At 58.1% G+C, this 12,734-nt stretch carries 12 protein-coding genes; 6 read left to right on the forward strand and 6 right to left on the reverse strand.

Features of this window, described 5'->3' with window-relative positions:
- Window position 1 precedes the first annotated feature (1 nt).
- Window positions 2-1,024, reverse strand: coding sequence for a hypothetical protein (locus J4E00_RS27000; RefSeq protein WP_208178466.1), 1,023 nt, complete (start codon window positions 1,022-1,024; stop codon window positions 2-4).
- Window positions 1,025-1,483: 459 nt separating this feature from the next.
- On the opposite strand from J4E00_RS27000, the gene J4E00_RS27005 reads away from it, so the two are divergent.
- Together J4E00_RS27005 and J4E00_RS27010 are read left to right on the forward strand one after the other, a co-directional pair.
- Window positions 1,484-2,647 carry a T9SS type A sorting domain-containing protein gene (locus J4E00_RS27005; protein ID WP_208178467.1) on the forward strand — a complete coding sequence of 388 codons (1,164 nt, stop codon included), beginning with the start codon at window positions 1,484-1,486 and terminating at the stop codon, window positions 2,645-2,647.
- Window positions 2,648-3,070: 423 nt separating this feature from the next.
- Complete coding sequence (locus J4E00_RS27010; RefSeq protein WP_410779768.1) at window positions 3,071-4,609, forward strand: GNAT family N-acetyltransferase; 1,539 nt, start codon at window positions 3,071-3,073, stop codon at window positions 4,607-4,609.
- Window positions 4,610-4,973: 364 nt separating this feature from the next.
- Here the strand turns inward: J4E00_RS27010 and J4E00_RS27015 are convergent, their stop codons facing one another.
- The 3 genes from J4E00_RS27015 to J4E00_RS27020 form a co-directional block, all read right to left on the reverse strand.
- On the reverse strand, window positions 4,974-5,204 hold the full coding sequence (locus J4E00_RS27015; protein ID WP_208178469.1) for an EthD domain-containing protein: 231 nt from the start codon (window positions 5,202-5,204) through the stop codon (window positions 4,974-4,976).
- 3 nt (window positions 5,205-5,207) lie between these two features.
- A complete protein-coding gene (locus J4E00_RS29725; protein WP_236050234.1) occupies window positions 5,208-5,312 on the reverse strand; it encodes an EthD domain-containing protein in 105 nt (34 codons plus the stop codon).
- Between the two features lie 195 nt (window positions 5,313-5,507).
- Entirely contained in the window at window positions 5,508-6,413 is a 906-nt protein-coding gene (locus J4E00_RS27020) for a helix-turn-helix domain-containing protein (RefSeq protein ID WP_208178470.1), read from the reverse strand.
- 157 nt (window positions 6,414-6,570) lie between these two features.
- Between J4E00_RS27020 and J4E00_RS27025 the strand changes: the two genes are divergently transcribed.
- Window positions 6,571-6,852, forward strand: a complete 282-nt coding sequence (locus tag J4E00_RS27025) for a recombinase family protein (RefSeq protein ID WP_208178471.1) — start codon at window positions 6,571-6,573, stop codon at window positions 6,850-6,852.
- A gap of 242 nt (window positions 6,853-7,094) precedes the next feature.
- On the opposite strand, the gene J4E00_RS27030 is transcribed toward J4E00_RS27025, so the two are convergent.
- Complete coding sequence (locus J4E00_RS27030) at window positions 7,095-7,622, reverse strand: GNAT family N-acetyltransferase (protein WP_208178472.1); 528 nt, start codon at window positions 7,620-7,622, stop codon at window positions 7,095-7,097.
- 162 nt (window positions 7,623-7,784) lie between these two features.
- Here J4E00_RS27030 and J4E00_RS27035 point away from each other — a divergent pair, with 162 nt between their 5' ends.
- Window positions 7,785-8,498, forward strand: a complete 714-nt coding sequence (locus tag J4E00_RS27035; protein WP_208178473.1) for an SDR family oxidoreductase — start codon at window positions 7,785-7,787, stop codon at window positions 8,496-8,498.
- A gap of 218 nt (window positions 8,499-8,716) precedes the next feature.
- Window positions 8,717-10,711 (forward strand): DUF4394 domain-containing protein, encoded by a 1,995-nt coding sequence (locus tag J4E00_RS27040; RefSeq protein WP_208178474.1) that lies wholly within the window; start codon window positions 8,717-8,719, stop codon window positions 10,709-10,711.
- 111 nt (window positions 10,712-10,822) lie between these two features.
- On the opposite strand, the gene J4E00_RS27045 is transcribed toward J4E00_RS27040, so the two are convergent.
- Window positions 10,823-11,563, reverse strand: coding sequence for an RDD family protein (locus J4E00_RS27045; protein WP_208178475.1), 741 nt, complete (start codon window positions 11,561-11,563; stop codon window positions 10,823-10,825).
- A 184-nt stretch (window positions 11,564-11,747) separates the two neighbouring features.
- Here J4E00_RS27045 and J4E00_RS27050 point away from each other — a divergent pair, with 184 nt between their 5' ends.
- On the forward strand, window positions 11,748-12,701 hold the full coding sequence (locus J4E00_RS27050) for a stage II sporulation protein M (protein ID WP_208178476.1): 954 nt from the start codon (window positions 11,748-11,750) through the stop codon (window positions 12,699-12,701).
- The last annotated feature ends 33 nt before the right edge of the window (window positions 12,702-12,734 follow it).

Here is a 12,734-nt window from a genome sequence, read left to right on the forward strand (position 1 = left end):
ATTAGTTGTGCGACGAAGCCTTCAAACGAACCTGCAACGCCCCCGAAGCCGGCACGACGCTGGGCTGGGAGAAGAACCAGATGGAGGGAATAGGTGGCATTCCGCTCAGCACGTAAGCATCGCTACCCCCAAACATGCCGCAGTCCTCGCCATTGATGCCCGCACCCAGGGCCGGGGAGCCGGTTTTCAGCATGTAGCGCCCGTCCGTCGAGCCCGTGGTGGTGCTCACAAACACGTTGGCCATGTTCACGTTCTGCTGGTTGCCATTGCCGGTGGCAAACTGGGTGGCATTGCAGATGTTGTTGTTGTAGGAATTGCCCGTACCGCTCACGCTGCCACCATTGAGCATGATGTTGTTGTAGATGTAGCTACTGGTAGTGTTGATGCCGGTCGCATTGATTACGTTTTGAGCTACTGTCACGCCAGCAGTACCGGTGCTGATGCCAGAACCAGAGACGTAATTATTGGTAAAGAATACGTTCGAAATAGTACCGCCTGACACACTGGTACTGAAGTACGACAGCCAGTTTTGGGAGACAAAGATTCCACTCACGTTAACTTCCGCAGTCGCGCCATAGCCTGTCCCGGCGTTTATATACACGTAAGCACCTAGATTACGCCGCACTGATATATTACTCACATAGATGTTAACCGAGCTTGTTACCTCCATGCCCTGCATCTCAGAGCCGGCCGAACCCACCCGAAAGTCAATCGAACTGACCTTAGCGGTACTAAAAGCAACCTGGGTATTGGGATTTTGGTCGAGGTAGTAGCCGACCCCAAATATCACCAGCCGCTTGTTGACGGTGAGATTAGAGTAGACCGTGGTGCTGCCGCTGAAATACAGGGTGTCACCGTTCACCACGCGGCTATCGGCAATGGCTGCGGCGCCTTGGGCGAAGTCGGCCGCCGCGCCGGTGTTATTGTCGATGCGCCAGACGCGGGCCTGGGCCGGAGTCACGTTGAAAGCAAGCAGAGCCAGCAAAGCCAGCGAGCATAAATTGAAGAGTAAGGTTTTTTTCATAAAAAGTGGCAACAAAGGGTTATTTTGAATGAATTAGGAATGGAGTTATCGGTAGACTTCACTTGAAGCAGACCGATAATAGTCTTATTAATAAGCAGAAAGGTGCTAGTTACGCGCAACTTAAAACGGTCACAAAGGAAGACTAGCCACAGAAGGCCTACAATACCTACTATTAGGTATATTTCGTCCTCCCACAGCCTTTTATGGCCTCCGGCATAAGCCGAATGCTATTTGTCAGGCCTTGGCATAGCGTTGCGCCTGATGGACATTTTCTAGCTCGAAGGCGCAGCCGTCTAATAAAGGCAGCCTATAGCCAGATAGCGCTCCGTTGCACAATAGCCGCGTCGCGGCTACTCCGCAACTGGCATCAGGCCCATCTACTCAACGGCAGCCAACTTCCAAACTACCCGGAACGCGGGGTACGGGCGTATCTTCGTAGCCACCCATACTTGCGATTATATGCGCCGACTCCTACCCTTTTTGCTCCTAACCGCCGCGCCGGCCCTGGCCCAGACCTCCCCCATCATCGACCGCACGGACATGCCATCCCTGACTGCCGGCGTCGACAGTCTGCGCCTGAGCGTGGCCAGCCCGGTGCTGCCCAGCACTGCCCCGCCCCTCAGCCGCCGGGGCGCCAACCAAACCTGGAACTACACCACGCTGGTCCCGGTATCGCAGCGCGTGGAGTCTTTTGTGCCGCTGGCTACCGCTACGGCTGTTTCCCCGGTATACGGCCTCACATTTGGGTCGCTGCTGAGCGGCGTGAACCGGGCCACGGTAGCGTCACCCCAGTCGCTGCCCCTGCTCCCCGTGACGCTGCCCATTCCCGTCACCGACTCCTACCAGTTCTATAATGTATCGGGGAGTACGGCGGCCCAGCAGGACTTCCGCTCGGTGGGCTTTGGAGCTTCGCTGGCGGGCTCGGCACTGCCCGTTACCTATGCCAGCCAAGCCCAGCAGGACGTTATCTACCGCTTTCCGCTGAGCTTTGCCAGTTCGCGAGATTCCAGCAACTCCTTCTTTTCCACGCCTTCAATCATTTCCTCTATCGGCTATATCAGCCAGAAGCGCAAGCGCGTGAACACTCCCGATGCTTGGGGCACGCTCATCACGCCCTTCGGCACCTTCCAGACGGTACGCGTCGTGGCCAAACTCATCGACCACGACAGTCTGGCCATTGGTGGCATGGCGGGCCAGGGCTTCGATTTGCCGCTGACCCGCGAGTATAAATGGCTGGCCAAAACCCAGCACGTGCCGGTGCTCACCATCACGACACGCGAAATCGGCGGGCAGGAAACCGTGACCAACGTGGAGTACCGCGACATTTACCGCCGCATCAGCTTGCTGGCCACCCGCGATGCGGCTACTGATGCCGCGCTAAGCACCTACCCCAATCCTTCGGCCATAGGCAGACCCCTGGCCCTCACGGTGCCGGCGGGCAGCGGGCCCCTCACCGTATCGGCCACCGATTTGGTGGGCCGGCTGTTGTTCCGCCGCGCATTCAACGGCGGCACGAGCCTGATTAACCTCGATGCAGATGCCTTCGGCACCTTCCGGGGAGTGGCGCTGCTCACGGTGCAAACGGCGCACGGCACGGCCACGCGGCGAGTGGTACGCGAGTAGTTTTTGGGCAAACCGCACCGTTTTGGGTGTTTTGCCGTTTGAAGACCCGTTGGTGCATGTCATCAACGGGTTTTTTCACGGATAAATTTGTTGGGCCTGATTCAAACGAACGCACACATAGGCTGCACTTCGCCTCGGTAGCAATTGTTTAACGCGGGCTGAAGCACGGCTTCGGGCTACATTCGCCCGGCTCTGACTATCGACTACTAACTACTGATTACCTCGTTCATTATGGCAACTTCTTCCAACGGCAAATCAGCCGCATCCAATGGCCATGCCACCCCCGGTGGCGCCCACGCTAAAAAAGTAGGCAAGCCCAGCCCAGCACTGGCAGCCGAACGCCTGACGCCTACCGCCGTACCGGCCCACAAACTGGTGCTGCGCACCCTGCGTCGCTCCGATTTCAAGGCCATCAAGGACATCATGGACCAAGTGTATTCCAACATGGAAGGCGCGTGGTCGTCCGAAGAATTCAGTAACCTGATTCGTAAGTTTCCCGAAGGCCAGATTGGCATCGAGGACAATGGCCGGCTGGTGGCGGCGGCCCTGGCCATTATCGTGGACTACGACAAGTTTGGCGACAAGCACACGTACGCCAAAATCACGGGCCACGGCAAGTTCGACACCCACGATGCCGACGGCGACACCCTGTATGGCGTGGATGTATTTGTGGACCCCGAATACCGCAGCCTGCGCCTGGGCCGCCGCCTCTACGACGCTCGCAAGGAGCTGTGTGAAAACCTGAACCTGCGCGCCATGGTGGCGGGCGGCCGCATTCCCGGCTACGCCAGCTATGCCAACGAGATGACGCCTGCCAAGTACGTGGAAAAGGTGCGCAATAAGGAGCTGACCGACCCCATTCTCACCTTTCAGCTCTCGAATGATTTCTATGTCCGGAAAATCATTCGGGGCTACCTGCCCTACGACTCCGAATCAAAGGCTTACGCCACACTGCTGGAGTGGATTAACGTATATTATGAGGAAACGGAAAAGCTCATCGGCAATCAGAAATCCAATGTGCGCATCGGCATTGTGCAGTGGCAGATGCGCGCCACCCGCAGCTTAGAAGACCTGTTGCAGCAAATTGAGTTTTTCGTGGATACAGTAAGCGGGTACAAGGCTGACTGCGTGATGTTCCCTGAGTTCTTCAATGCGCCGCTGATGGCCCTCACCAATGAGGACTCGCCGGCCGTGGCTATTCGGGCCATGGCGGCTTTCACCGAGCCCATTAAGGCCAAGATGATGGAACTGGCGGTAAGCTACAACATCAACATCGTAGCGGGCTCGATGCCGGTGTACGAAGACGAGAAGCTGCACAACGTGGCCTTCTTATGCCGCCGCGACGGCACCGTGGATGAGCAGTACAAGCTGCACGTGACGCCCGACGAAGCCAGCTATTGGGGGATGCGCGGCGGCGAAAAGCTGAAGTGCTTCGATACGGATTTTGGTAAAATCGGCATCCTGGTGTGCTACGATGTGGAATTTCCAGAGCTGGCCCGCATGCTGAGCGACGAGGGCATGAAAATCCTGTTCGTACCTTTCTGGACCGATACCAAGAACGCCTACCAGCGCGTGCGCCTCTGCGCCCAGGCCCGCGCCATTGAGAACGAGTGTTACGTGGCTATCACCGGCTCGGTGGGCAACCTGCCGCGCGTCGAGAACATGGACATTCAGTACTCGCAGTCGGCTGTGTTCAGCCCCTCCGATTTCGCCTTCCCGCACGATGCCATCGTAGCTGAGGCCACGCCAAATACGGAGATGACCCTAATCGCCGACCTCGACTTGGACTTACTCAAGGACTTGAATACCAGCGGCGCTGTACGCAACCTGCGCGACCGCCGTAAGGACTTGTACTCCGTGAGCTGGGTGAAGAAAACGGAGCGCGATGACGAACTGCTGGCCCAGGGCGAAGAACGCCTGCCCAAAACCAGCTCACGCCGCAAGGCTGTGGCTGCTGGGTAGTTTCCAAACGCCATTATTCCTAAAACAAAAGGAGCGGCCGTATCCACGGCCGCTCCTTTTGTTTTAGGAATAATTACGAGAAATTTGAAATCGACTGCGAAGTGTAAGACTGCTTTTTTATGTGTTGTCAATGGCAGTTAGCAGCACATAAAAAGGCAGTTAGCTTGTTTGAATCACCTTTCGCTGAACCACAGTTCACACGCTAGACTAAACTGGATGTGGAGCACCGACAGGAATTGACCACCTACTTTAGCGGTAAGCTTGGGCTTACCGCTAAAGTAGGTGCAAGTGAAACGCAAACCACCGTGCCATTCTTTTTCAGCAACAGCCCTAAGCTGTTCCGCTCAATGGGACTAGTTCCGTCCTACGCTTGTCGTCCTCCGACAATGACGAGTTCTTCGGAGATGATTGTCCCACCTTGGGTCATGTCGAGGAAGTTAGAATGGTCAGGGTCAACTTTGGTCTGAAAGTTTTCGGAAAAGAACAACGCGTTCAGGTCCTCTAGGCTGTCGAACCAAGCTTCCACCACCGCATCGTAGCTCGGCTCGCCAAACCCAGCGGCTGGAAGGGGATAAGAGACGACGAATCGACGCATGTACTATGCTTCGGGAATGGCGAGCAGCAGGGGCTCATGCACGTCCCGGCGATAGTCTTTAAACTCCTGCTGGCTCATGCCGACGCGGCGCTTCAGGGTAATAAGCATTTTTACCATGGCAAAAGTGGGGTCCCGCACAAAGCGGATGTTCGTGAATAAATAGAGTTAAACCGCTGCACCGGGAGTCGCACAAAGCCCCCCTTCCGGACAGCCTGCTGCCACTATGCTGCCTGTTTAACGACGGCAAAGTTCGGCCGATAGCTTAGCCGCTGGTTACCAAATTCACGGAGATACTTACGAAATTCAAAGACGCCGAAAAGCAGATGGCGTAAGTCCGGTTTGCTTTTTAAAGAAGTAATTGAAATGCGCGGGCTCGTCAAACCCTAGGCTGTAGCCTACTTCGGCAATGTTCCAGTCCGTGTGCCAGAGCAGGGCTTTGGCTTCGCTGCTTAAGCGGGCCGCAATGTGGGCGGTGGTGGTTTTGCCGGTCGTGGCCCGCACACAGTGGTTGAGGTGGTTGGGGTGCACGGCCAACTGCTGGGCAAAATCGCGAGCCAAGCGTAAGGCAACCCGCTGGGTGGGGGACTCAATGGGAAACTGCCGTTCGAGCAACGCTAAAAACACGGCTGTTAGGCGCGCTTTGGCATCGCACGGCTGGTAGTTGGTATCGGCCGGCCGCAGTTTGAGGGCGTAGTGCAACAACTCAGCGGCGTAGGTACGCAGCAGGTCGTACTTGAGCAGATAGTTGGAGGCGAGTTCGGTCAGCATTTTCTCGAACAAGGCACTCACCTCTACCGCTTGGGGAACCGTGAGGGGGTGGATGAGCACGCTCCCGGGCCGGAAGAAAGGTTGTTCGGTGAGGTTCATCCCCCCGCGTTCCTGAAAGAAGTCTTGGCGAAGAATGCAAAAAAAGCCGGTTATTTCCGCTGAGAGCAGTTGTCGGGTGTAGGGTAGTTGCGGAGTGAAAAACAATAACGCGGGGCCAATTGCCTCTACTCGTTGGTCGGCGTAGTGATATGTACTGTGACCGCAGCGCAGCAGCGCGATTTTATAAAAATCGCGCCGGCTGAACTGCACGGGCTCGGCGCCGAGGACGAGTGACTCTTCCAAGCGAAATACATTGACCTGCCCCAGGTCTGTAGGCCGGGTATCCGGGGTATTTTGGAAGTGGTGCTGATAAAATTCGGGGAGACCCTCGGGCTTTGACATGCGGCAAACTTACCAAATTCACCTTTCCTTAGGATGTGCGCTGGTTTGCCAGAATCGCTTGGCCCGCTAAAACCGTTTAAAGTAACGGTAGATAAGCTCGTGTTTCGGCGGCCACCCAGAACCTTGCTACGCAGTTTGAAGAGCTAACCCACACTGGGTGCATCTGCATCTTTCAGAAGAAGTATCCGGCACCCACACCCGTAGCCTCCCGCTCGACGAGTGGCTGGCTACCGTGCGCGAGGGCGACACGGTAGTAGTGAACAGGCTGGCGCGGCTCGGGCGCAATACGGTGTACACGATTCAGTTGGTGGAGGATTTCAACTGCCGCGGTTTGCATTTCCACGCCTTAGACCTAGGCATCGACTCGCGTACGCCCGCCAGCAAAATGATAATTGGGGTGTTCTCCTTGTCCAATCAGTACGAGCGCGAGAACAATTAACAGAAGACCTTGGTCAAGTAGCAGGACAAATACCTGGGCCGGCCAGCGGGGCGCAATGTTGAGAAGGTGGCCAAGCTGATAAAAGCGCTAGCAAAGGACTTGTCGGTGGCCGATATTGTAACCTTGACGGGTATCAGCTGCACTAGTTGTAAAGCGTTATCAAGAAAAAGTTGCCGGAAATCAGCAATTTATCTCTGTTAAAGAACACCTGTTATGCAAAGATAGGCCGGCTGCTCATTTACTCACTCATTGGTAGCAGCCAGCAGTTTGTAGTACACCGCCGTGGCGTGTGGCTGGCCGTCGTGGTTGATGAAATACTCCGGAATAGCGCCCACAAACTGGTAGCCCATGCTTTGGTAGAGCTGCTCGGCGTGGTCACCGTGCCGGGTGTCGAGGATGAGCGTGGTGCGGTTCAGGCGGCGGGCTTCTGCTTCCAACGCTTGCAGCAGCCGGCGGCCCACGCCTTGCCGACGCGCCCGGCGGTGCACCAGCAGCTTGGAGACTTCGGCCCGGAGCAGGGAGTTGGGCCGGGTGGCAAGGTCGAGCTGCACCGCGCCGAGCAAGTCGGTTTCGCTGGGTGCGCGGGCGACAAGCAGCAGGCGGTGTCCGGCTTCCATGGCTGCGAATACGCTTTGCCAGTATTCCTGCGCTTCGGCGGTAGCCAATGGCGGTAGAAAGCCCACCGAGGCCCCCGAATCGACGGCGTCGTGCAGTAATTCGTGTAGCTGCGGCAACAGGACACGGGCTTCGGCGGCAGAAAGACTGGTCATTGTAACGTCCATAACGAGCGGGGCTTTTGCAATTTTGAAGGCTGAAAAGAAGCGGTAAATTAGGGCTATTCGCAAAAAAGCTATGTGCAAACGTTGCCACTGGTCGGCCTTTTGTGCGTAAACTTCGGCCCCAATTCTTCAAGCTAATCCCCAAATCACCACATGCGCGTTTTCATCACCGGAGCCAACCGGGGCCTGGGCCTCGAACTTACCCGCCAGTACCTGGAGCGCGGCGACCAGGTGTTTGCCGCCAGCCGGCAGCCCGCCGACGCGGGCGACCTGCAGCGCCTGCGCCGTCAATACCCCGAACGCCTCACCCTGCTGCCCCTCGACGTAACCAGCGCCGAATCCATTACCGCTGCCGCCCAGGCCGTGCAAGCCGCCACCGATGGCTTGGATGTGCTCATCAATAATGCCGGTGTGTATCCGCACGCGGGCTCTGGCGACGCCCACCAGCGCCTCGGCCAGCTCACCCACGAAGACGCCATGGAAACCATGCAGGTTAATGCCATTGGGCCGCTGCTGGTGGCGCAGGCGCTGCTGCCGCTGCTGCGCAACGGGAGCAAAGGCCGCATTCTCAGCATATCCTCGGGCCAGGGCTCGCTGACCTGGAAAGCCACCGGCGACCCTTACCACTACAGCGCCAGCAAGGCCGCCATGAATATGTACATGCGCAGCCTGGCCGCCGAAATCGGCATATACGGCTTGATTTCAGTGATAGTAGACCCCGGCTGGATGCGGACCGACATGGGCGGCGACCATGCCACCCAAGACCCCGCCGACTCGGCCCGCGGCATCATTCGCCTAGCCGAGCAGCTGCACGCCGAAGAAAACGGCAGCTTCGTTACCTGGCAGAACCAGCCCGTGCCGTGGTAAGCTGCTAGCCAGTTCGGCTCTTGCTTTTTAGCCCTCACCCCTGCTCATCAGGTGGTGAGGGCTTTTTTGTGGTCTGCCACAACAGGGTTCAGCATGTAGAAAGCGGGGATAAGGCGCAGCAATTGCCTGAATTAAAAGCAGATTAATTTAAATCTCCTTTGGCCGGGCTCACGTAATTCCTGCCACAAACCCATTCATTCTTTCTCCATCCCGATATCATGAAACACCATTCTACTTCACTGCGGTTGGCTTCGCTGGCCGCCGGCCTGCTTTTGTTGAGTACCGCGCCAGCAGTGGCCCAAACGGCCTACGGGTTGATAAGCACTTCCGCGACTGCCTCCAGCCTCGTCACCTTCGACGTGACCGCGCCTAATACATTCACCAGCACCGTGCCCATCATAGGCCTGGCAGCTGGCCAGGTCCTGGTGGGTATGGACAGCCGCCCTAATACGGGGCAGCTATACGTGGCCGGCTACAGCGTGACGGCCATGCAGGTGCAGCTTTATGTACTCAACGTCACGACTGGAGTGCTTACCCAGACGGGCGGCACGGTGCCAGTGAACCTGGGCAGCAACCTGGGCCGCATCGGCTTCGATTTCAACCCCACCGTGGACCGTATTCGGCTGACGGGCAGCAACAATACCAACTACCGCCTGAACCCCGTTACCGGGGCCCTGGCAGCTACCGATGGCAATCTGGCCTATGCCACCACCGATGCCAATGCGGGCCAGTCGCCCGGCGTGGGCACGGTGGCCTATACCAATAGCTACATTGGTGCAACGGCCACTACGCTATACGATATTGATGAGGCAAACTCCCGCCTCACCCTGCAAAACCCACCCAACAACGGTACCCTCAATACTGTGGGCAGCCTGGGTATCCCTACTTCTGGCACCACTTTCAATGCCGACCTGGATATTCGCTACAACCCCAGCACCGGTACCAATCAGGCTTATTTATCCGTTTCGACGAGTGGCACGGTAGCCTTCACTAACCAGCTGTACACCGTGAACCTAACCACCGGTGCCACCACGCTGGTAGGTGGCCTGGGCAGTGCAGGCTCGGGAGGCAGCCAGACGGCTTTCACTGATATCGCGCTGCAAATCACACGCACGGTGCCGCCCACCGTAACCGGCAACCTGGCCTATGCCCTGGCCGGCACCAACCTGCTTTCTTTCGATACGGCCCTGCCAGGCACTATCCGGACCTCCGTTGGCCTCACTGGCATGGCGGCTACTCAAACCTTGGTGGGCCTGGATATTCGCCCGGCTACCAACACGCTGTATGCGTTGGGCTACGATGCCGCATTGGCGGCCCCCGGTACCAATGCGCAGGTGTATGCAGTGAATGCGGTGACCGGGGTAGCTACGGCCGTGGGGACCGCCGTGCGCCTGGAGCTGGGCACGGGCAAAGTGGGCTTCGATTTCAACCCGATGGTGGACCGCATTCGGGTGGTGGCTTCCAACCGCGCCAACTACCGCCTGAATCCGCTCGACGGCACCATTGCGGGCACCGACACGCAGCTGGCTTACGCCACCACCGATGCCAATGCTGCCGCTACGCCCAACATTGGCGCCGTGGCTTACACCAATAGCGTAGCTGGTGCTACTGCTGCCGCCACCACGCTCTACAACTACGACCTAAGTTTGAACATCCTCACCACTCAGAACCCGCCAAACAACGGCACCCTGAACACCGTGGGTACCACCGGAATCACGGCCAACGCCACGGCTTCGAGCCTGGACCTGGACATTTATTCCTCGGTGGCTGGCACTAACACCGCTTACCTGGTAGCCAACCCCGGCACGACCGCCAACACCAATTTCTACACCGTGAACCTGACCACCGGGGCCACTACGCTGGTCGGGGCCATTGGCAACGGCCTGGCCGCCCGCGACATTGCAGTAGCCGGCCCGGCCGGTGTGGTCACGGCCGTGCGCGAGCGCACCGATTTGGCCTCGGGTGTCAGCCTTTACCCCAACCCTGCCCACGGCAGCACCGCCCTCACTTTCACGCTGCCCCGTGCTGGCCGCGCCGAACTGAGCGTATTCGATAATACCGGCCGCCGCGTAGCCACCCAGACCGCAGAGCTATTGCCAGCCGGCCCACAAGCCCTGAACTGGAACACTGGCACGGTTAAGCCCGGCCTGTACTTCGTGCGCCTCATGGTTGACGGGCAGGCCACCGCCACGCGCCAACTGGCGGTGGAATAGGTTATTAGTTTATTTGGCTTCCACAAAAAGGCCCCGCTGACTATCAGTGGGGCCTTTTTGTGTATCCGGCACATGGTCCGACCGATGCCCCTGTTACCCGCCGACCACACTTTATGCCTGGGCCAGGTGCGCGTGGTCGCGCAGAATGGTTTTGAGGAAGGGCTCGTCCTGCAAGCTGGTTTGGATGCCGGTGATGGTTTTCACTTTGTTGGCTATTTCGTTCAGCAGCAGGTAGTCGTTGTGGCTGGCGGCGCGTTGCAGCAGCTGTCGTATCAGCGTCACGTCGTGGTCGGCGAGCAAGGCGGCCTGGGGGAAGACGGGTTGGTAGCCGGCTACGGCCGTTAGGTCGGCGGCGGTGGGCACGGCGTGCGGCGCCACCGGCCTGATTTTGATGACGGTAGTACCGGCAGCCAGGTCGCCAAGGCGTTGGCCCTTGCCATTGGCAGCAATGGTGATAACGGCCACCATGCCGCTAAACAGCCCCACGTCGATAATGCGCAGCAGCCAGCGCAGCAGGTAGTCGCCCAGCCGCGGGGCCGTGCCGTCGAGGCGCATCACCCGGATGTTGCGAGCCTTTTTTCCCAGGCTTTGGCCATTGAAATACACCTCACAGATGAGGTTGTAGAAGACGTAAGGAATACCCACCAGCAACCCCACCAGGATAACGCCCACTATGCTCCCGTTGCTGTTTCTGCCAAGGTCCATCAGACTGGAGAAAACCAGGAAGCAGGCGGCTATCCAGGCAACAAGGATGACATTGTCAATAATAGCCGCCGTGATACGGTCGCCCAGACTGGCGACTTCGTATTCCAGGGTAACATTTTGGGCAGTGTGGACGCGGATGGTGGCCATTACTTTAGAGTACGCGGGTGTGAGGGTAGGCGGGTATAGAAAACTTGGGAGCAAATGAAAATATAAACGCGCATAAAGCACCGCAAAGCTCAAATCTAGTTTCTTCGTCCTTAGCAACGAAAAAAATCGGGTTATTGCGCTGTCGTCCCCAGCCTCCTACCCGCAACCCACACCCCCACTCCCCATGCGTGAACCCGCTTTCCTGCAGCAAAACCAGCCGCGCTGGCAGCAATACGAGCAGCAGCCAGCGACCAATCCCGACGAGCTGGCTGCCCGCTTCGTAGCCCTGACCGACGACCTGGCCTACGCCCAAACCTTCTATCCCAACAGCCAAACCACGGCTTACCTCAACAACCTCACAACCAAGCTGCACCAGCGCCTCTACCGCAACAAGCCCGAAAATACGGGCCGCTTCGGGCAGTTCTGGGCCGAGGAACTGCCGCTACTGGTGGCCAAGCACCACCGCACGCTGCGGGTGGCGGCGCTGCTGTTTGTGGTGTTCACGGCCATCGGGGCACTGTCGGCGGCACTCGACGACCGGTTTGTGCGCGTGGTGCTGGGCGACGGCTACGTAAACATGACGCTGGAAAACATCCGGCGCGGTGACCCCATGGGCGTGTACAAGACTGAGAGCGAGGCGCCGATGTTTCTGTTTATCACGCTCAACAACATTTATGTTTCGCTGCGGGTGTTCGTCTTTGGCGTGGGCCTGGGGCTGGGTTCCATCGTCGAGCTATTTCGCACGGGCATGATGCTGGGCTCGTTTCAGTACTTCTTTTTTGACAAAGGCGTGGGGCTGCAATCCTTCCTCACCATCTGGATTCACGGCACGCTGGAAATTTCGGCCATTGTGCTGGCCGGTGGGGCCGGAATGGTGATGGGCGCCGGCTTTCTGTTCCCGGGCACCTACTCGCGGGCCGAGTCGTTTCGCCAGGCCGCCCGCGACGGGCTGAAGCTGGCCATCGGCCTGGTCCCGATTTTTGTGGTGGCCGGCTTTCTGGAAGGCTTCGTGACGCGCCACACGGAAATGCCCATTGCTGCCAGCCTCACCATTATTGGCACATCAGCGGCTTTCATTGGCTGGTATTTTGGCATCTACCCGGGTCAGGTGCGCCGGCGGTTGGCCCGCTTGGCGTAGCTTTGGCGATGGCCCTGCCTACCCGCCATGTTG

Origin of the sequence: Hymenobacter negativus (genome assembly GCF_017571495.1) — a bacterium.
In the GTDB taxonomy this organism is placed as follows: Bacteria; Bacteroidota; Bacteroidia; order Cytophagales; family Hymenobacteraceae; genus Hymenobacter; species Hymenobacter negativus.